This is a genomic window from Bradyrhizobium sp. TM239 (assembly GCF_036247985.1).
Classification (GTDB): domain Bacteria; phylum Pseudomonadota; class Alphaproteobacteria; order Rhizobiales; family Xanthobacteraceae; genus Bradyrhizobium; species Bradyrhizobium ottawaense.
In genome coordinates, this window is the sequence record NZ_BTIR01000027.1 from 85,240 (window position 1) to 105,292 (window position 20,053).

The window sequence follows — 20,053 nt, forward strand, 5'->3', positions numbered from 1 at the left end:
CGGCCGGTCCTGTCTACGCCGGATAGGCGGTCAAGTCATTTTCAATTCGGTGGGACATGCGGAATTTCATTCCGCGAAATGCGGCATGCGCGGAGCTCAGCGAGCCTGCTCGAGATAGGCGGCAAGGATCGCGCGCTCCTGGCTGGTCATCTCGGTGATGTTGCCCGGCGGCATCGCATTGGACCAGGCCGCCACACGGCCGATCATGCGGATGTTGCGATGGATGTGTTCGGGCGCGTCGAGCAGGAAGCCCTTCGGCGCGGTGACGATGCCGGCCCAGACTGGTTCTGCCGCATGGCACATGCTGCAGCGGGACATCACGATCTCCTCGACCGCGGCGAGCGTCGGCTGCGCCGGCAGCGCGCCGGTCTTTACCGTGCGTGGGCCGGCCGCGGAGAGGAGGAGGATCGCGATCACGCTGATTGCCGCGACGCCCCACACCCACCACGGCGATTTGCGCCCCGCGTGGCGCTCGTTGAAGAAGTGGCGGATCACGGGGCCGAGCGCCAGGATGATCGCGACGATGACCCAGTTGAAGCGCGTGGCGTAGAGCAGGGGATAGTGGTTGCTGATCATCAGCACGACCACGGGCAGCGTCAGATAGTTGTTGTGGACCGAGCGCTCCTTGCTGGCCTTGCCGAGCTTCGGATCGGGCGCCTGTCCCGCGATCAGGCTGGCCACGATCCTCTTCTGGTTGGGGATGATCAGCGCGAAGACATTGGCCACCATGATGGTGCCGATGATGGCGCCGATCTGGTTGAAGGCGCCACGGCCACTCAGCACGTGGGTGAAGGCATAGGTCAGCGCGACCAGGAACAGATAGCCGCCGATGGCGAAGGGCAGCTCGCGCTGCGCAAGCCCGGTGCGGCAGGCGGCTTCATAGAGCAGCCACGCCAGCGCGAGGCTCGCGAGGCTGAACAGGCCGGCCTGGAACGGCGTGAGGTCGAGGATCGACTTGTCGACCAGGAACAAATCCGCCTCGAGATAATACACCACCACCATCAGCGCGAAGCCGGACAGCCAGGTGGTGTAAGCCTCCCATTTGAACCAGGTCAGCTCGTCCGGCATCTGGGAAGGCGCGACCAGATATTTCATGATCCGGTAGAAGCCGCCGCCATGGACCTGCCAGGCCTCGCCCTGCACGCCGTCAGGCAGATCGCTCCTGGGTTTGAGACTGAGGTCGAGGGCGATGAAATAGAAGGAACTGCCGATCCAGGCGATCGCCGCCACCACGTGGAGCCAGCGCAGCAGCAGGCTCGCCCATTCCGATATGATGGATCCCCACATGATCATCCCGTCAATTGCGACAGCGATGCCGCAGCTTTGATGACCGCAACCCCCGCCCTTACAATGTGTCGCACCTATCCGCGGTGTTTTCCAGTACGATGGGTTGCAGCTGATGCACATCGTGCGGGCATCGGTTGACGTGGGATGCGGCAGAGCTTCGACCTGTCGCGGTGATGTCGATGTTCGAGATTGCAGGCCGGGAGGACAATTTGAAGAGCAGAATTTTGTCCGTTGCGATATCCGCGGGGCTGCTGGTTGCTACCGGCGCGCAGGCCGAGCCGGTGCTGCAGGGCAGGGATGCTTATGGCGATTGGCAGGCCGACAAGCCGGGCACGGTCAGGCTGATCCGGCCGCAGGATCTGGTCAGGCCAGGCGCCACACGCTCGGTTGCGAGCTCGTCGCGCGTGGTGCCGCGTCCGCCGGACGCCGCACTCCAGGTGCCGGCCGGATTCAAGATCGAGCTGTTCGCCGAAGGTCTGCGCGCGCCGCGCATCATCAGGGTCGCGCCGAACGGTGACGTCTTTGTCGCGGAGACGCGGGCCGGCACCATTCGCGTGCTGCGCACCGGGGACAGCGGGAAGGTCGCGACCAATGAAGTGTTCGCCAGCGGCCTGCGACAGCCGTTCGGCATCGCCTTCTTTCCGAACGGCGACAATCCGCAATGGGTCTATGTCGCCAACACCGACAGCGTCGTCCGCTTTCCCTATCAGGCAGGCGATCTCAAGGCGCGCGGCAAGGCCGAGACGATCGTGCCGAGCCTGCCGCATGACGGCGGCCATTCCACCCGCGACATCGTCTTCACGCCTGACAACAAGCGCATGCTGGTCTCCGTCGGCTCGCTCAGCAACGTTGCGGAAGGTTTGGGCACGCCGCCGGGCGGGATGGAGGCGTGGTCGAAAACGCAACCGCTCGGCGCGGCCTGGGCCAGTGAGACCGAACGCGCCGCGGTGCTGGCGTTCAATCCTGATGGCAAGGAGCGGAAGATCTACGCCACCGGCATCCGCAATTGCGTTGGTCTCGCAATTCAGCCGCAAACCGGTCTGCCCTGGTGTTCGACCAACGAGCGGGACGGCCTCGGTGACGATCTCGTCCCCGACTATGTGACCAGCGTGAAGGAAGGCGCATTCTACGGCTGGCCCTGGTTCTATATCGGCGCCAACGAGGACCCGCGCCATGCCGGTGCGCGGCCTGATATCAAGGACAAGGTGACGGTCCCCGACGTGCTGGTGCAGCCGCACTCGGCCTCGCTCGGCATGGCCTTCTATCAGGGCACGCAGTTTCCGCCCGAGTATCAGAGCGACGCCTTCGCCGCCGAGCACGGCTCCTGGAACCGGTCGAAGCGCACCGGCTACAAGGTGATCCGCATTAGGATGAAGGACGGCAAGCCGACGGGCGAGTACGAGGATTTCGTCACGGGTTTTGTCGTCAGTGACACGGAAGTGTGGGGGCGGCCGGTGGGAGTCGCCGTGGCGAAGGACGGATCGCTGCTGGTGTCGGAGGACGGCAACGGCACGATCTGGCGGGTGATAAGCGCGCCGCGCTGACGCTTCACCCTCCCCTGGAATGGACCCTCCAGGGGAGAGTAAGAAAGGCGCTCGCCTGACCTACCCCCGTCTCACGCTCGCTCCGCCATCCACCGGCAGCGTCACGCCCGTAATGAAATTCGCCTCATCCGACGCCAGAAACAGCGCGGCGTTGGCGACGTCCCAGCCGGTCCCCATTTTCTTGCGCAGCGGCACCTTGCTGTCGCGCTCGGCTTCGACCTCGGCGCGGGTCTTGTGCCATTCGCGGGCGCGGGTGTCGACGGCCATCGGCGTGTTCATCAGGCCGGGCAAGATGACGTTGGCGCGGATGCCGTATTCGGCGTTCTGGTAGGCGAGCTGTTCGGTGAAGGCGATCATCGCCGACTTCGTCGCCTTGTAGGCGACATAGGGATAAGTCGTGATCGCCGCCATCGAGGAGATGTTGATGATGGCGCCGCTGCCTTGCGCGCGCATGATCGGGATCACCTCTTTCGCTGCGAGAATGCAGCTCTTCAGATTGATCGCGACGACACGGTCGAACGCCTCCTCGGTCAGTTGCAGCAGCTCGGCATCGCCGCCGGACAGGCTGACGCCGACATTGTTGTGCAGCACGTCGATCCGGCCCCAGCGCGACTGCGCGTCCTTAACCATCGCCATGATGTCGGCCGACTTCGTGACGTCGGCCTTGAAGGCTGCGGCAGTGCCATGTTTCGCGGTGATCATCGCCACCGTTTCCTGCGCCGATTCCAGATGATGATCGACGCACAGGACCTTTGCGCCCTCGCGCGCGAAGGTCAGCGCGGTGGCGCGGCCGTTGCCCATGCCTTCGCCGGGACTTTGTCCGGCTCCGACGACGATGGCGACCTTGTCCTTCAAGCGCATCTCGATTCACTCCCTGATCCCGTACTTCCCATTATTTTCGTGCAGATTAGCAATCGCCCCGACCGGAGAGAAGGGCGCGGCTTCTGCGTTCATGTCATTGACATCGCATGGATTTGCATGTTGCGCCGGCTCAATGCGCATGGCTGGCCCTTGCGGTCCAGGAACCGTTCCGAGGTCGCCGCGTTTGTTGCGGAGCCTTTCCCGCGCTAGGCTCTGTCCGGGGGCTTCCCAACCGCCAGTGGCTTGCCGATGAATCTGCTCGACCCACAAGGGCCCGTGGCTGCGGCCAACAGCACCATTCTGGTCGATTCCGTCTTCATCATGCTCGTGATCGTGGTGCCCACCATTTTCGCGATTCTCGGCTTCGCGTTCTGGTTTCGCGCCTCGAATCCAAAAGCGCGCTACCAGCCTGACTTCGTCTATTCCGGCCGCGTCGAGATGGTGGTGTGGGCGATCCCTGCGCTCACCGTCATCCTGCTCGGCGGCGTCGCCTGGATCGGCTCGCATCAACTCGATCCCGCAGCACCGGTGCCGGGGACTGGAAGCCCGGTGCGGATCCAAGCGGTTTCGCTCGACTGGAAATGGCTGTTCCTCTATCCGGACCAGCGCATCGCCACCGTCAACACGCTGACCGTGCCGGCCGGCGCCGAGCTGAACTTTCAGCTGACGTCGTCGAGCGTGATGAACACGTTCTTCATCCCGCAGCTCGGCAGCATGATCTACACCATGAACGGCATGGTGACGAAGCTGAACCTGCGCGCCGACAACGAAGGCAAGCTGCAGGGGTTGTCCGCGCATTTCTCCGGCGACGGCTTTCCCGACATGATGTTCGACGTCAACGTGGTCTCGCCGCTCGCCTTTCCGGAATGGGTGGCGACCACGGCGAAGACCGATGCCGTGCTGAATGAGGACAGCTACAAGAAGCTGATGCAGCAGGGCGTCGAGAAGGGCAGGCCGATCTATCGCCTGGAAGATCCCCGCCTGTTTGATTTGATCGCGACCCAGCACATTCCGCCGGGACCCGGGCCGGAACTGCTCTCCGATGCAGGCCGGCCGCACAGTGGAGGCCACGATGCTCGGTAAGCTCGATTGGTCGGCCATTCCGTTCGATCAGCCCATCCCGCTGGTCGCGGGCGCAGTGGTGCTGGTCGCGATCCTGGGCGTGCTGACCTGGGTCGTGGTGAAGGGACATCTGCCCTATCTCTGGAGCGAATGGATCACCAGCGTCGATCACAAGCGCATCGGCGTCATGTACATTCTGCTGGCCTCGGTGATGCTGCTGCGCGGTGGCAGCGACGCCATCATGATGCGGATTCAGCAGGCCGTCGCCTACCAGTCGCAGGGCTATCTGCCGCCGGAGCACTACAACCAGATCTTCTCGGCGCACGGCACCATCATGATCTTCTTCGTGGCGATGCCGTTCGTGATCGGGCTGATGAACCTGATCGTGCCGCTCCAGCTCGGCGTGCGCGACGTCGCTTTCCCGACGCTCAATTCGGTCGGATTCTGGCTGACCGCGACCGGTGCGCTGCTGGTCAATCTCTCGCTCGTGGTCGGCGAGTTCGCGCGCACCGGCTGGCTCGCCTTTCCGCCGCTGTCGGAGCTGTCCTATTCGCCCGGCGTCGGCGTCGACTATTACGCCTGGTCGCTGCAGATCTCCGGCGTCGGCACGCTGGTGGCCGGCATCAATCTCGTCACGACGGTCCTGAAGCTGCGCACCAAGGGCATGAATTATCTGCGCATGCCGATGTTCTGCTGGACCACGCTGGCCTCGAACCTCCTCATCGTTGCAGCCTTTCCGATCCTCACCGCCACGCTCGCGATGCTGCTGCTCGACCGTTACCTCGGCTTCCATTTCTTCACCAACGAGGCCGGCGGCAACGTCATGATGTTCATGAATCTGATCTGGGCCTGGGGCCATCCGGAGGTCTACATTCTGGTGCTGCCGGCGTTCGGCATCTTCTCCGAGGTGGTCTCGACCTTCTCCGGCAAGGGGCTGTTCGGCTATCGCTCGATGGTGCTTGCGACCATGGCGATCTGCGTCATCTCCTTCATGGTCTGGCTGCATCATTTCTTCACGATGGGGGCGGGGCCGGACGTCAATGCCATCTTCGGCATCGCCAGCATGATCATCGCGGTGCCGACGGGCGTGAAGATCTACAATTGGCTGTTCACGATGTATGGCGGCCGCATCCGCTTTGCGACGCCGATGCTGTGGTCGGTCGGCTTCATGGTGACCTTCATCGTCGGCGGATTGACGGGCGTCCTGCTCGCGGTGCCGCCGGCTGACTTCATGCTTCACAACAGCATGTTCCTGGTGGCGCATTTCCACAACGTCATCATCGGCGGCGTGCTGTTCGGCGCCTTCGCCGGCTTCGAATATTGGTTTCCGAAGGCGTTTGGTTTCCGCCTCGACGAACGCTGGGGCAAGCTGGCGTTCTGGTTCACCTTCCTCGGCTTCTTCATCACCTTCATCCCGCTCTATATTGCCGGCATGCTCGGCATGACCAGGCGCATGCAGCACTATGACGTCGCGGCGTGGCGGCCCTGGATGATCGTTGCAGCGATTGGCATAGCCGTGCTGACGATCGGGGTGATCTGTCAGATCGTGCAGCTCGTGGTCAGCATCCGCAACCGCGATGTGCTGCGCGACCGCACCGGCGATCCCTGGGACGGCCGCTCGCTGGAATGGGCGACCTCGTCGCCGCCGCCCGTTTTCAACTTCGCCTTCAATCCCGATGTGCGCGGCGAGGACGCCTATTGGGACATGAAGGTCCGTGCCCAGCAGCAATCGCTCGAACGCGACAGGCCGGACTATCAGGACATCGAGATGCCCCGGAATTCCCCGACCGGCTTCGTCTGCGCGTTCTTCGCTACCATCATGGGCTTTGCGCTGATCTGGCACATCTGGTGGATGGTGATTCTGGGCGGCCTCGGCGCGTTCGCGACCTTCGTCGTGTTCGCCTGGCGCGATCACGACGAATACGTCATTCCGGCCGACGAGGTCGCCGCGATCGACCGCGTCAATCTCGAGGAGCGGCGCAGCCTCGTCAGCATGGCGGGGGCGGTCTGATGGCGATGACCGCGACCGCCGGCCATGCGCATGCCGATCCCCATCACATCGGGATCGTCATCGAGCATCCCGGACCCGCTTCGAAGCGGATCGTGACCGCCTACGGTTTCTGGGTCTTCCTGCTCTCCGACATCGTGATGTTCTCCTGCTTCTTCGCGGCCTATGCGGTGCTGTCTGGCCAGACGGCCGGCGGCCCGAAGGGCTCGGAGATCTTCGAGCAGAGGAACGTCGCGATCGAGACGGTCTGCCTGCTGTTGTCGAGTTTTACCTGCGGCATGGCCAGCATTGCCGCCGATGTGCGCAACCGGTTCTGGTTCTATCTCGGCATGGCCGTGACTTGTCTGTTGGGACTCATATTCCTGGCGATCGAATTCCGCGAATTCGCCGACCTCGTCGCGCGCGGCTATGGCCCGTCGCGCAGCGCGTTCCTGACCGCGTTCTTCTCGCTGGTCGGCTGCCACGGCCTGCATGTTTCCGCCGGCGTGCTGTGGCTGCTCACCATGATGGCCCAGGTGTTCGCCAAGGGCTTCCGTGCCGATATATTGCGCCGGATGATGTGTTTTGCGCTGTTCTGGCACGCGCTCGACATCATCTGGGTCGCGGTGTTCTCCGTGGTCTACCTGCTTGGGAGTGCGGCATGAGCGATCAGACCCATGCACGGACCGACCATGACCTCGCGCCGGGCGAGGAAGAGCAGCACAGTGTCGGCACCCGCATTCTCGGCTACGTCGTCGGCCTTGTCCTGGCGCTGCTGCTGACGGCGACGTCGTTCTTCATCGCCGGCACCGATCTGGTCTGGCAGCCCTCCATCCCCGTCGCGCTGATCGTGCTGGCGATCGCGCAGATGGGGGTGCATCTGGTGTTCTTCCTGCACATCACGACGGGCCCCGACAACACCAACAACGTGCTGGCGCTGGCCTTCGGCCTGCTGGTGGTCTTCCTGGTGGTGGGCGGCACGGTCTGGATCATGGCGCATCTGAATGCGAACATGCCGCCGATGGACCAGATCATGCGGATGCAGTGATAGAGCCGTCCAAAAAGAAGAGCCGCTTGTTGTGACAAGCGGCCCAAGTCTAGGGAGGAAACGCCCAAGCAGGGCAATCGGGCCGGAGCCGGATTGCTGCCAAGGAAACGCCCGCGCAAGCGCTTGCGTACCTCTATGAGTGCAGCGACTCGCGAAGGAGTTCAATTCCGGATCAATACGGTGCCGGACTACTACTCACGGATGCGTGAGGGAATTATTCACTTCGGCCGACGGCAGTTATAGGCCTTGCGGAAGCCGGCCGCCTGGGCGTCGTCCTCCGAGCAGAACCAGCGGTCCGGCTTGGTGGTCGCCGGGTAGCTCGGGCAACCCCGCAAATGATAGATGCCGATATTGCCGGTGACGCGTGCGCGCACCGCGAGCTTGCCCTTGATGCTGCAACTCGGCGGCATCGTCAGCTCCTCCGGAAACAGCACGGCGCGAATTTCCTTGTCGCGGTCCGGGCGGCAGGCGGCGCCCAGCAGGGCGCCGTCCTTTTTGCCGGCACGGAAGTCTTGCGGCGCAACAAAGCACCCCTTCCAAATTCCGGCCGAGGCCGTCTTGGCTTCGCCCGCCGCCGGCTTGACGTTCGCCTTGATCGGCTCGCGGGCGATGGCAAAACCGAGCTTGACCAGCTGCTCGTTCAAGGTCGCCTTGTCGCCCTCGGCCGTGCAGATCGCCCGGTGCCGCTTGCCAAAACTCTTCTCCGGCCCGACATCGTCACAACGCACGGAGCGCTTGTTGATCAGCTTCGCCAGCTGATCGCGGGCCTCGATGCCACAGGTCCAGGGATCGGCGTGGTCGTCGATGCAGACCTGGTCGAGTTCGGGCGCGTCGACGCCGTCGAGCCGATAGGTGACGTCGCCAAGCTGGATGGAGTTGCCGTCGCGGACTGTCGCGGCGGCGGTCAGCGCGGAAGCCGGCTCGGAAGACGCCAGAAATCCGGACAAGGCGAAGAACCAAATGAGCGCAAAAGCGCGGGCGGCGGCAAAGACATTTCGGAAGGACATACGGTCTCGCTATCGATTGCTCGTGCGCCTGTTCCTAGCATCCGGATGTGGCGATACCAATGGTCTGCACCCTGCGAAGTGCGACATTCCGGCCCCGCGGCTTTACTCCCCGCCCGCTCTGACCCTATCGTTCGCAGGCCTTGCGGACCGTGCAGGCCGAATCGCCCGGGAAGCGGCGAGGGCGGGAGGAAAAGGTTGCGATGAAAGACCCCGTGGACGTCCTGATCATCGGCGCCGGCGCTTCGGGCGCGGCGGTGGCGTGGTCGCTAGCCGAGACCAAGATGCATATCCTCTGCCTGGAGCAGGGCGGCTGGATGAACCCGGCGGAATATCCCAGCACCGGCCGCGACTGGGAGGCCAAGTTCTACGGCGAGTGGTCGTCGAGCCCGAACGTGCGCGGCCGTCCCGAGGACTATCCGATCAACGACGACAATTCGCCGATCAAGGTCGTGAACTACAATGCGGTTGGCGGCTCCACGGTGATGTACACCGCGCACTGGCCGCGGCTGCATCCCTCCGATTTCAAGGTGCGGACGCTGGACGGCGTCGCCGACGACTGGCCGATCGATTACGACACGCTGACCCCGTTCTTCGAGGAGAACGACCGGATCATGGGCACGTCGGGCTTGTCAGGCGATCCGCGCTCGCCGCTGACGCATCCGCCGATGCCGCAACAGCCGCTCGGATTGTCCGGCGCCATCATCGGCAAGGCCATGAACAAGCTCGGCTGGCACTGGTGGCCGTCGGATACGACGGTCGCGACGATGGATTATGAGGGCCGGGCGCGCTGCATCAATCTCGGCCATTGCACGCCGGCCTGCGCGCAGGGCGCCAAGTCCTCCACCGACATCACCTATTGGCCGCAGGCGATCCGTGCCGGCGTCGAGCTGCGCACCCATTGCCGGGTGCGCGAGATCGCCACCGACGAGAACGGCATGGCCTCCGGCGTGGTTTATTACGACAAGGACGGCATCGAGCAGTTCCAGCCCGCGCATGTCGTCATCATCGCCTGCAACGGCGTCGGCACCCCGCGGCTATTGCTGAACTCGGCGTCCTTGCGCTTTCCGAACGGCCTTGCCAATTCGTCCGGCCTCGTCGGCAAGAATTTGATGTTCCATCCCTACGCGCAGATCTACGGCTATGTAAAAGAGCCGACCGACTCTAACCGCGCGCCGCCGACCTGCCTGTGGAGCAAGGAGTGGTACGACACCGACCTGTCGCGCGGCTTCGTGCGCGGCTATGGCGTTCAGTTCGTGCGCGGGGCAGGGCCGGTGTTCGAGGCCGTCGTCAGCGAGCAGAAGGGCATTCTGCCCTGGGGCGCCGATCATCACCGCGTCTTCCGCAAGCTGAACGGCCACCGGCTGGGCTTCTCTGCGATCTGCGAGGATCTGCCGGAGGAGCATAATCGCGTCACGCTCGATCCCGTCCTGAAGGACAGTCACGGCATTCCCGCACCGAAGATCGACTACACCATCAGCGAGAACAGCCGGAAGATGATGGAACATGCGTTGGCGCGCGGTCGGGAGGTCCTCGAGACCGCAGGCGCCACCGACATCTGCGTCAACTCACCGATCCCCTGGGGCGGCTGGCACCTGCTCGGCACCGCGCGGATGGGCACCGATCCCAAGAGCTCCGTCGTCAACGAATGGGGCCGCACGCACGACGTGAAGAACCTCTTCATCGTCGACGGCAGCATCTTCGTCACCTCGGGCGGCGTGAACCCGACCTCCACCATCCAGGCCCTCGCGCTCTACATCGCCGACCAGATGAAGCAGCGCCTTGCCAATTTGTTCGATTGAGGCCGCCATGTCCGCAGACAATCTCACGCGCACCCAGCGCGACGACCTCCGTACCATCGCCGCGATGATCGTTCCCGCCAGCGGCGAGTACAAGGTGCCCGGCGCAGACGACCTCGCGATCCAGGCCGACATGCTGGCAACGCTCGGCCGCGATACCAAATTGGTGGCGGCGGCGCTGGATCATCTGGCGCGGCTGGCAGGTCAGCCGCTTGCCGAGCTCGATGCCGCCAGGCGCGATGCGGTGGCGCAGGAGTTCCGCAGTGCCGGCGGTGCGGCCGCCGCAACGCTCGTCCGTGTCGTGCTGCAATGCTACTACCGCGACGACCGCGTGCTGGGCTCGTTGGGGATCGAGCCGCGGGCGCCATTCCCGAACGGCCATGTGCTTCCGGACGGGGACTGGTCGCTGCTCGACCCCGTCAAGGCGAGGGCAGGCACGCTGCGGCGCGCGCCCTAGCCATCTGGGCAGTCGAGCCCTGCACTCCTGGCGGGCACCTTGCGCGGCAGCGAGCAGGCCACCATCTGTGTGAGCCTCAAGGACTCTTGCCATGTTGGATTTCACCTCAGATATCGTCGATGACGCCGCGTCATCGCGAACGACGGCATCTGCGCCGGCCGATGACCGGGCGTTGCTGGACGCCTATTCCAATGCCGTGATCGATGTGACCGACCGCGTCGGCCCCGCGGTCGTGCGTGTCGAGACCGGGCCAAAAGTGCCGAACGGCCGTGAGCGCGGCGGGCTCGGCTCGGGCATCGTGATCTCACCGGACGGGCTTGTCCTCACCAACAGCCACGTGGTTGGCACGTCGAAGGAGATCCGGCTGCGCGACGTCGAGGGCCATGTCGGCGAGGCCCAGGTGCTCGGCGTCGATCCCGACACCGACCTCGCGTTGCTGCGCGCCAATGGCGTGCGCGACTTGCCCTATGCCGCGCTCGGCAACTCCAAGACCTTGCGCCGCGGCCAGCTCGTGATCGCGATCGGCAATCCGCTCGGCTTCGAATCGACCGTGACCGCCGGCGTGGTCTCGGCGCTCGGCCGCTCGATCCGCTCAGTCAGCGGCCGCACCATCGAGGACGTGATCCAGACCGATGCCGCGCTCAACCCCGGCAATTCCGGCGGCCCGCTGCTGTCGTCGAATGCCGAGGTGATCGGCATCAACACCGCCATCATCAACGGCGCGCAGGGCATCTGCTTCGCGGTTGCCAGCAACACCGCGCAATTCGTGCTGGCGGAGATCATCCGCCACGGCTATGTCCGCCGCGCCTATATCGGCGTCGCCGGACAGACCGCGCCGGTGCCGCGGCGGCATGCGGTGCTGGCCGGCATCGAAAACAAGATGGGCGCGCTGCTCGCGCAAATCGAGCCGGACGGTCCGGCGGCGAAGGCGGGACTGTTGCCCGGCGACGTGGTGATCAGGCTCGATGGCGTCGAGATCAACGGCGTCGACGATCTGATCCGCGTGCTCGATCGCGACCGGATCGGCCGGCGGCTCGCCATGGACGTGCTGCGGCTCGGCCGCCTGCGGGCGATCGACATCGATCCGATCGAGCGGAAGCCTGCGCGCTAGCGTCGGCCCCTCCAGGCGAGGTATGACGGTGTCATGCCCCGTCCCCGGAACCCCGCCGCATGATGCCGGCGCATGAGACCTACGACGTCATTGTCATCGGCGCCGGTGCCGGCGGTATGGCGGCGGCGGCCGTTGCCGCTGCGCAGGGCCTGCGCGTGCTGGTGATCGAGAAGACCGCGTTCGTCGGCGGCACCACCGCGTGGTCCGCCGGCATGGTCTGGATCCCTGCCAATGCCAAGATGAAGGCGGCCGGGCTCTCCGACAGCGTCGCGGATGCGGTCCAATATCTGTCGAGCACGGTGCCCGAGCCTGCCAATGCCGGTCTGCGCGCCGCCTTCCTCGCGCGCGGGCCCGAGGCGATCGCCTATCTCGAAGCCAACACGGAAGTTCGCCTCCAGCCGGTGAAGGCCTGTCCGGATTGTTATCCGGAGCGGCTGGGGGCAACGGCTGGCGGCCGCGTGCTGGAGCCGGTCGGTTTCGATGGCACGCGGCTCGGCGCCGCTTTTGCGCGATTGCGGCCACCGCTGCCGGAGTTCATGCTGTTCGGCGGGATGATGGTCAATCCTCTCGACGTTCCGCACCTGCGCAGCGTTGGAAAATCGCTGCGCTCGACCATGCGTGCGGCGCGGCTGGTCTCTCGATATGCGCTGCAGCGGCTGCGCAGCTCGCGCGGAACGTCGCTGCATCTCGGCAACGCACTTGCCGCGCAGCTCTATGCTTCGCTGCTGGCGCGGCAGGTTGAAGTTCTCTTCAGCGCCGACGTCGAAGACCTCTCGCTGCAGGGCGACCGCGTCAGCGGCGTGGTGATCCGTCATGGCTCGCGCGATCGGCCGATCGCAGCGCGCCGCGGCGTGGTGCTGGCAACCGGCGGCTTCTCGCACGACGCGAGCTTGCGCAAGCGCTTCTTCCCGGCGGCGGCCGGATTTGTCTCGGCGACCAACACCTCGGGCACCGGCGGCGGACTTCGGCTCGCTGCGACGACAGGTGCCGCGCTCAACGCGGACGCGACCAGCCCGGCCTATTGGGTCCCGTCCTCGCTGTTCCGCCGCGACGACGGCAGCCGCGGCGTGTTCCCGCACATTGTGACCGACCGCGCCAAGCCCGGTGTGATCGCCGTCAACGCGGCGGGCCGGCGCTTCGTCAACGAGGCGCTGTCCCACCATGAATTCGTGCTCGCCATGCTCCGTCATGGCAATGGCGAGCCGTTCTATCTGATTTGCGATCGCCGGTTCCTGTGGGCCTACGGCCTCGGCCGCATCAAGCCGTTCACGCGCAGCTATCGGCGCTATGTGGTGAGCGGCGAGCTGGTCGAGGCTCCTGACGTTGCCCAGCTTGCGGCGAGGATCGGCGTCAAGCCGCCGGTGCTCACGGCGACGATCGCGAGCTACAACGAAGGCGCGAAAGAGGGGCGCGATGGCGAATTCGGCCGCGGCAGCACCATCTACCAGCGCCGTCTCGGTGATATCAGCCACAAGCCCAACCCCTGCGTCGCGCCGATCCTCCGCGCCCCGTTCTTCGCGATGCGCATCCATCCGGCCGATCTCGGCACGGCCATCGGCATGAGGGTCGATCCGCAAGCCCGAGTGCTACGCGAGGACGGTACGCCGATCGCGGGCCTCTATGCCTGCGGCAATGACATGGGCTCGATCATGAACGGCAATTATCCGGCGCCGGGCATCACGCTGGGGCCGGCGCTGACGTTCGGGTATATTGCAGGACGGCATCTGGCGGAGGGGAGTGTGGCGCGTGAGACCGCTGCCAGCCTGTTGGCGTCGGTCTAGCCACCCCCACCGCTGTCATGCCCCGCGAAGGCGGGGCATCCAGTACGCCGCGGCCTATCCGTATTTCACTGCCGTCTCGGAGTACTGGATCGCCCGGTCAAGCCGGGCGATGACAGCAAGTGTGAGGCTCGCGCCTGCCTCCTCCGTCACTCCGCAGCCGCCGCAAATCGGCTGTTCTCCAGCTCCGCTTCCAGCCGCGCCGTCTCGGCTGCCGCCCGCTTGATATTGGCTTCCTTGACATGGCCGAATCCGCGGATCGTCTCCGGCACTCTCGCGAGCCTTGCCAGCAGCGGGATCTGCTCCGCTTTCAGCCCGGCGATCCGCTGATCGATCATGCTGAGATAATCCGCCATCAACTTCCGCTCCGTCCGGCGCTCCTCGGTGCGGCCGAACGGATCGAAGGCACCGCCGCGCAGGAACTTGAGCTTGGCGAGAACGCGGAAGGCATGGATCATCCAGCCGCCGAACTCCTGCTTCTGCAGATGTCCGGTGGTCTTGTCGCGCTTTGCGAAGATCGGCGGAGCGAGGTGGTATTTCAGGTTGAAGTCGCCGTCGAACTTCTCCGACACCTTCTTCGCGAAGCTGCCGTCGGTGTAGAGCCGCGCGACCTCGTACTCATCCTTGTAGGACATCAGCTTGAACAGGTTCTTCGCGACGGCTTCGGTCAGCTCGATTGACACGGCAGAGGCGGAGGTTTCCGCCTTGCGCACCTTGGCGACGGCCGCGAGATAGCGATCCGCGTACGCCTTGTCCTGATAGCCCGTCAAAAACTCGGCGCGGGTCGCGATGATGTCGTCGAGGGACTTGGTCGGAGCGGCGGCGCGGCTCTTGAACTGGAGCACGCTGCGCACCCGCGACATGTCGTGGGCGGCCAGGCGTCCCCAGGTGAAGGCGAGCTTGTTCATCTCGATCGCGGCGCCGTTGATTTCGATGGCGCGCAGCAGCGCTTCCAGCGACAGCGGGATTGCGCCCTTCTGGAAGGCGAAGCCGAGCATGAAGGGGTTGGTCGCGATGCTGTCGCCCAACAGCGCGGCGGCAATGCCGGTGGCATCGATGATATCGAGGTTGTTGTCGCCGACGGCGTCGCGCAGCACGGTCTGCATCGTGCCCATCTCGAAGTCGAGATCGGGATTTTGCACGAAGCTCGCGGTCGGCTGCAAATCGGCGTTGATGTAGGCTCTGGTCACGCCACGTTCGGCGCGGCTGAGCGCGGAGGGGCCGGCCGAGACGATCATGTCGCAGCCGAGAATGACGTCGGCGCCGCCGGTGGTGATGCGGACCGCGGAGATGTCTTCGGGTCTCCGTGCGATGCGGACATGGCTCATCACGGCACCGTTCTTTTGCGACAGGCCGGTGAAGTCGAGCGCCGAGCAGCCGCGGCCGTCGACATGGGCGGCCATGCCGAGCAGCGCGCCGATGGTGATGACGCCGGTCCCGCCGATGCCGGTGACGAGGATGTTGTAGGGCACGTCCAGCTCGCGCGCGGGCGGCAGCGGCAAATCGGCGAACAGCTGGCCTGAATCGACGGCCGAAGTCTTCATGCGCTTCAGGGTGCCGCCGTGCACGGTCACGAAACTCGGGCAAAAACCCTCGACGCAGGAAAAGTCCTTGTTGCAGTTCGACTGGTCGATCTGGCGCTTGCGGCCGAACTCGGTCTCCAGCGGCTGCACGGAGACGCAGTTGGAGGCCTGCGAGCAATCGCCGCAGCCCTCGCAGACCAGCTCGTTGATGAAGGCGCGCTTGGCCGGATCGGGATAGAGCCCGCGCTTGCGGCGGCGGCGCTTTTCCGCGGCGCAGGTCTGGTCGTAGATCACGACCGTGAGGCCCTTGATGTCGCGCAGCTCGCGCTGGACGGCATCGAGCTCGCGGCGATGGTGGATGGTCGCGCCTTGCGGGAAGTAGTTTCCTTGCGGGTACTTGCTCGGATCGTCCGAGACGATTGCAAGACGCTTGACGCCCTCGGCCCAGACCTGATGCGCGATCTGCGCGACATTGAAGGCGCCTTCGGCGGGCTGGCCGCCGGTCATCGCGACGGCGTCGTTGTAGAGGATCTTGTAGGTGATGTTGATGCCGGCGGCCGATGCCGCGCGAAGGGCGAGAAGCCCGGAATGGGTGTAGGTGCCGTCGCCGAGATTCTGGAAGATGTGCTTCTCGCTCGTGAAGGGCGACTGGCCGATCCAGTTCACGCCCTCGGCGCCCATATGCGAGATCAGATCGGTGCGGCGGGTCGGCATGCTCAGGGCCATGCCGTGGCAGCCGATGCCGGCCATGGCGCGGCTGCCCTCGGGCACGCGGGTCGAGGTGTTGTGCGGGCAGCCCGAGCAGAAGAACGGCGTGCGTGCGAGCTTGATCTGCGTGCCGGTGGTGACCGGATGGTCGAACGCCTCGAGCCGGGCGAGGCGCTGCTCCAGCACCGGGCTGTGATGGCCGAGCTTGCGCAAGCGTGCCACCAGCGCGGCGGCGACGATGGTCGGCGTCAGCTCGCCCTCGCTTGGCAACAGCGGCGCGCCGCGCTCGTCGCGCTTGCCCGTGATCGTCGGGCGCCTGGAGGCATCGATGTTGTAGAGGATGCGCATCAGCTGGTCTTCGATGAAGCCGCGCTTCTCCTCGACCACGAGAATATCCTGAAGGCCTTCGGCGAAACGCTTCGCGCCGGTTTCCTCCAGCGGCCAGGTCAGTGCGACCTTGTAGATGCGCAGACCGAGATCCTGCGCGTCCTTGTCGGTCATGCCGAGATCGGCCAATGCCTGGCGCAGATCGAGATAGGCTTTGCCGGTGGCGACGATGCCGAGCCGCGCCGGTTTGGAATCGAGCACGATGCGGTCGAGCTGGTTGGCGCGGGCAAAGGCCTGCACCGCGGCCATCTTCGGGCCGAACAGGCGCCTCTCGGCATCCAGCGGCGGATCGGGCCAGCGGATGTTGAGGCCGCCGGGCGGCATCTCGAAATCCTCGGGCAGCACGATCTTGATGCGTTCAGGGTCGCTGTCGATCGACGCCGAACTTTCCACGGTCTCGCTGATCGCCTTGAATCCGACCCAGCAGCCGGAGAAGCGCGACAGCGCGAAGCCGTAGAGGCCGAGATCGAGGTAGTCCTGCAGCGTCGCGGGATTGATCACGGGGATCAGCGCCGCCGCGAACACCTGCTCGCTCTGATGCGCCAGCGTCGAGGACTGGCACCCATGGTCGTCACCGGCCAGCGCCAGCACGCCGCCATTGAGCGAGGTGCCGGCGGCATTGGCATGCTTGAGCGCATCGACCGAGCGGTCGACGCCGGGGCCCTTGCCGTACCAGATGCCGAACACGCCATCGACCTTGGCGCCGGGAAACAGGCCGACCTGCTGGCTGCCCCAGACCGCGGTCGCCGCCAGATCTTCGTTCAGGCCTGGGACGAAGGCGATGTCGTGCTGCTGAAGGTGTGACTTCGCGCGCCACAACGCGTGGTCGTACATGCCGAGCGGGGAGCCGCGATACCCGGAGATGAATCCGCCGGTGTTGAGTCCCTGGAGCCGGTCGCGTTCGCGCTGCAACATCGGCAAGCGAACCAGAGCCTGTGTGCCGGACAGGAAGATCCGCTTCGATTCGAGCCGGTATTTATCGTCCAGCTCGACCTGCAACAGCGTCATGTCGGGGATCCTTGTTGTCCTGGTCCGGCGAGGGATTTTGCGCCGCGGGAGGCTCGCGGCTTTGCGAAGCGGAAGTTCGCAGTCAAGAGCATGGGCCGGCGAAGTCAATATCGCTGGCCGCATCCGTGGCGCTCCTGCTAGTCATGGCTGTCTGTGGAGGAGACCAATGGCTGCAAACGTGTTCGAGACCGAAATCACCGAGACGGCCGAGGCCCTGATCGGACCGTGGCGCCAGCCGCGTCAGATGCTGCAAGCGCAAACCTACGACGCGCACGCGTCCATTCACGACGACGCCACCGCGCAGAAGCTCGGCTTCAAGGGCGGCACCATCGAAGGCCCAACGCATTTCAGCCAGTTCGCCCCGCTCGGCGCGCAGCTGTGGGGACGCGCCTGGTTCGAGACCGGCTGCCTCTCCGCGCATTATCGCAGCGTCTGCTATGAGGGCGAGGAGGTGCAGGCGATCCTGTCGAAGCCACTGCCCGGGACAAGCCAGTGCCAAATCCAAATGGTCAAGCGCGATGGCACCGAGGTGCTGCGCGGCACGGCCTCCGTCGGCGAACCGCACGCAGCGACTGCGCTGGAGGCGCGCCTCGCCGAGCTCAAGCCGCTCGCCGATCCCGTCATTCTGCGCGACGTCAAGGTGGCGCAGACCGGCAAGCGGCAGACGGTCCGCATGGCGTTCGATCAGACCATGGGCGACCTTTATCCCTTCTCGCTGCGGCAGAAGCTCGCCGTCATCACCGAAAACTCGCCATACTATTCCGGCGCCGACAACCCCTGGGGCAGACCGATCATCCCGATGGAGATGCTGAGCGTGCTTTTTCAGTATCGCTCGAAGGACGATCCGCTACCCACCAAGGGCCCGGCCGTCGGCCTGTTTGCCGATCAGGAGATCCGGCTGGCGAAGGGGCCGCTCTTCGTGGACGAGGAGTACGCGGTCGAGCGCGAGGTGGTCGCCCTCTCCGGCAGCCGCCGCACCGAAAGCGCCTGGGCCAGGACGCGTGTGTTCGACAAGGCGAATACGGTGGTCGCCACCATGCTGCTGAACATGGCGACGATGAAGGACTCCTATGCGCCGTACGCGGAAGAGTATCGGCAGCTGTATGGGGCCGGGCGCTAGGTTACGTCAGAGCTGTTCGTAAGACCGCATGCGCGCCATTCCGCCCCATTGTTCGAAGATGGGCTGTGCCGCCGCATTGATCTCCGCCACGGACAATCCCCGGCCCACGCCTGAACCGGCGAACGCCGCCCAGATCACGTCCCTGGTCCCGAGGCCGCCCCGTTTGGGGTCGGCAGTGATGCCGAGGCTGGAAGCCAGCGCGATCGAGCCTTCGCCGATCTTGTCGGCTGGGCCCGTCTCGGCAAATTGACAGAAGCAGAGCTTGCCGTTCAGCTTGTTGTAGGCGACCCCGAGATCGCCAAGCCGCAACACCTTGACTGAGGTGAATTGCCGGAAGCGGCCACCGGGCAGGACCAGGAACGGGATGGTGCTTGCATCGACGTAATGGCTGGGCCGATCGGCAGGGAAGCCCGGGTTGGTCAGCGATGTCGTTGAGACAAAATAGCCGGGCGCCGGATCCGCATTGTCCTGAATCCTGGGAGCGCCGCGCGCATCGGTCACGAGCGCCCACCAATTTCCAGGCCGTCCCGCGTTCGCGAGGAAATCGAGCGCGACGGCGTTGTTCTGGTGATAGGCCTTCGGCGCGCCATCTGCATCGACCGCGAACCTGCCGCGGAAGACGGCGGCGCAAACATCGGTCGTCTCGTAGACCTGCCAGCCTTCGGGCGCGCTATAGGCGAGCCGTATGGGGTCATGCGCTGGCACGATCCCCTGCATTTCGACGCCAAAATTGGCGACGGCCGGCGCGCCGCCAAAGCGCTCGCGCATGGTTTGATCGATCTTCGGCCAGGTCAGGCCGGACGAGATGGGATTGTCATCGGAACGAAGTTGAACATGCGGCGCATCCTTGAACCGCGGCCAAAGCAGGCCCGCCGTCAGGCCAAGCCTCTTCGCTTCCTGGGCATAGACCTGATAGCCGTTGACGCCGTTGATCTTCCTGGTCGTCGACCACTCGGCTCTCCCGTCGACCTCCCAGAAGCAGTCGATGGCCTCCCCCCATTGATGCCAACTGTTGCCCGGAAGGACCTTGGTCACCTCGTCTCCGTTCTGAGGGCCGACCGATTCCAGCACGTCCGCAAGATACGAGGCGCCGCTTTGCCGGAGCATCGCGATCGCGTTGTTGATCTCAATGATCGAACGCGATTGCCGCCAATAACGCGCCTGCTGCGCGGGGGTTCTGACGCTTTCGGTCGGAACCATGGTGACGTCGTTTGCGGCACAGGCTTGAAGCAGCTCGCTGACCAGCGAGCGGAATTCCGGAACGAGGTCGCCCAGCGAAATGGCCATCGGAAAACTCCACAATCAAATGTTGCGCAATCCGAAAATGCTACCGGATCTGCAGGACGGTGCAAGATCAGGATGAAGAAAA

15 protein-coding genes are annotated in these 20,053 nt (G+C 64.9%); 10 read left to right on the forward strand and 5 right to left on the reverse strand.

What is annotated here, in order from left to right:
- Nucleotides 1–96 precede the first annotated feature (96 nt).
- Nucleotides 97–1,287 carry a urate hydroxylase PuuD gene (locus AABA84_RS33215; RefSeq protein WP_212247786.1) on the reverse strand — a complete coding sequence of 397 codons (1,191 nt, stop codon included), beginning with the start codon at nucleotides 1,285–1,287 and terminating at the stop codon, nucleotides 97–99.
- Between the two features lie 179 nt (nucleotides 1,288–1,466).
- On the opposite strand from AABA84_RS33215, the gene AABA84_RS33220 reads away from it, so the two are divergent.
- The gene (locus AABA84_RS33220) at nucleotides 1,467–2,831 is read left to right on the forward strand and encodes a PQQ-dependent sugar dehydrogenase (RefSeq protein WP_338314230.1); all 1,365 of its coding nucleotides are present in this window, start codon (nucleotides 1,467–1,469) and stop codon (nucleotides 2,829–2,831) included.
- Between the two features lie 60 nt (nucleotides 2,832–2,891).
- Here the strand turns inward: AABA84_RS33220 and AABA84_RS33225 are convergent, their stop codons facing one another.
- Nucleotides 2,892–3,692 carry an SDR family NAD(P)-dependent oxidoreductase gene (locus AABA84_RS33225; RefSeq protein WP_212247788.1) on the reverse strand — a complete coding sequence of 267 codons (801 nt, stop codon included), beginning with the start codon at nucleotides 3,690–3,692 and terminating at the stop codon, nucleotides 2,892–2,894.
- Nucleotides 3,693–3,968: 276 nt separating this feature from the next.
- On the opposite strand from AABA84_RS33225, the gene AABA84_RS33230 reads away from it, so the two are divergent.
- The 4 genes from AABA84_RS33230 to cyoD are packed head-to-tail and all read left to right on the forward strand — an operon-like array spanning nucleotide 3,969 to nucleotide 7,789.
- Nucleotides 3,969–4,775 (forward strand): cytochrome ubiquinol oxidase subunit II, encoded by an 807-nt coding sequence (locus AABA84_RS33230; RefSeq protein WP_338314231.1) that lies wholly within the window; start codon nucleotides 3,969–3,971, stop codon nucleotides 4,773–4,775.
- Nucleotides 4,765–6,765, forward strand: coding sequence for a cytochrome o ubiquinol oxidase subunit I (cyoB, locus tag AABA84_RS33235; RefSeq protein WP_338314232.1), 2,001 nt, complete (start codon nucleotides 4,765–4,767; stop codon nucleotides 6,763–6,765). The genes AABA84_RS33230 and cyoB overlap by 11 nt, the downstream gene beginning before the upstream one ends.
- On the forward strand, nucleotides 6,765–7,406 hold the full coding sequence (locus AABA84_RS33240; RefSeq protein WP_212247793.1) for a cytochrome (ubi)quinol oxidase subunit III: 642 nt from the start codon (nucleotides 6,765–6,767) through the stop codon (nucleotides 7,404–7,406). Before cyoB ends, AABA84_RS33240 begins: the two co-directional genes overlap by 1 nt.
- A complete protein-coding gene (cyoD, locus tag AABA84_RS33245) occupies nucleotides 7,403–7,789 on the forward strand; it encodes a cytochrome o ubiquinol oxidase subunit IV (protein WP_212247795.1) in 387 nt (128 codons plus the stop codon). The genes AABA84_RS33240 and cyoD overlap by 4 nt, the downstream gene beginning before the upstream one ends.
- A gap of 218 nt (nucleotides 7,790–8,007) precedes the next feature.
- Here the strand turns inward: cyoD and AABA84_RS33250 are convergent, their stop codons facing one another.
- Nucleotides 8,008–8,796: a thermonuclease family protein gene (locus AABA84_RS33250; RefSeq protein ID WP_338314233.1), complete on the reverse strand. Its 789-nt coding sequence runs from the start codon at nucleotides 8,794–8,796 to the stop codon at nucleotides 8,008–8,010.
- Nucleotides 8,797–8,996: 200 nt separating this feature from the next.
- Between AABA84_RS33250 and AABA84_RS33255 the strand changes: the two genes are divergently transcribed.
- From AABA84_RS33255 to AABA84_RS33270, 4 genes are all read left to right on the forward strand, one after another.
- Entirely contained in the window at nucleotides 8,997–10,595 is a 1,599-nt protein-coding gene (locus tag AABA84_RS33255; RefSeq protein WP_338308407.1) for a GMC family oxidoreductase, read from the forward strand.
- A gap of 7 nt (nucleotides 10,596–10,602) precedes the next feature.
- Entirely contained in the window at nucleotides 10,603–11,049 is a 447-nt protein-coding gene (locus AABA84_RS33260; protein ID WP_338314234.1) for a hypothetical protein, read from the forward strand.
- 91 nt (nucleotides 11,050–11,140) lie between these two features.
- The gene (locus AABA84_RS33265; protein WP_212247802.1) at nucleotides 11,141–12,160 is read left to right on the forward strand and encodes a S1C family serine protease; all 1,020 of its coding nucleotides are present in this window, start codon (nucleotides 11,141–11,143) and stop codon (nucleotides 12,158–12,160) included.
- Between the two features lie 59 nt (nucleotides 12,161–12,219).
- Nucleotides 12,220–13,941 (forward strand): FAD-dependent oxidoreductase, encoded by a 1,722-nt coding sequence (locus tag AABA84_RS33270; RefSeq protein WP_338314235.1) that lies wholly within the window; start codon nucleotides 12,220–12,222, stop codon nucleotides 13,939–13,941.
- A gap of 146 nt (nucleotides 13,942–14,087) precedes the next feature.
- On the opposite strand, the gene AABA84_RS33275 is transcribed toward AABA84_RS33270, so the two are convergent.
- Entirely contained in the window at nucleotides 14,088–17,564 is a 3,477-nt protein-coding gene (locus tag AABA84_RS33275) for an indolepyruvate ferredoxin oxidoreductase family protein (RefSeq protein ID WP_338314236.1), read from the reverse strand.
- Between the two features lie 166 nt (nucleotides 17,565–17,730).
- On the opposite strand from AABA84_RS33275, the gene AABA84_RS33280 reads away from it, so the two are divergent.
- The gene (locus AABA84_RS33280; protein WP_338314237.1) at nucleotides 17,731–18,684 is read left to right on the forward strand and encodes a hypothetical protein; all 954 of its coding nucleotides are present in this window, start codon (nucleotides 17,731–17,733) and stop codon (nucleotides 18,682–18,684) included.
- Between the two features lie 6 nt (nucleotides 18,685–18,690).
- Here the strand turns inward: AABA84_RS33280 and AABA84_RS33285 are convergent, their stop codons facing one another.
- The gene (locus tag AABA84_RS33285; RefSeq protein WP_338314238.1) at nucleotides 18,691–19,971 is read right to left on the reverse strand and encodes a glycoside hydrolase family 75 protein; all 1,281 of its coding nucleotides are present in this window, start codon (nucleotides 19,969–19,971) and stop codon (nucleotides 18,691–18,693) included.
- Nucleotides 19,972–20,053: the final 82 nt, after the last annotated feature.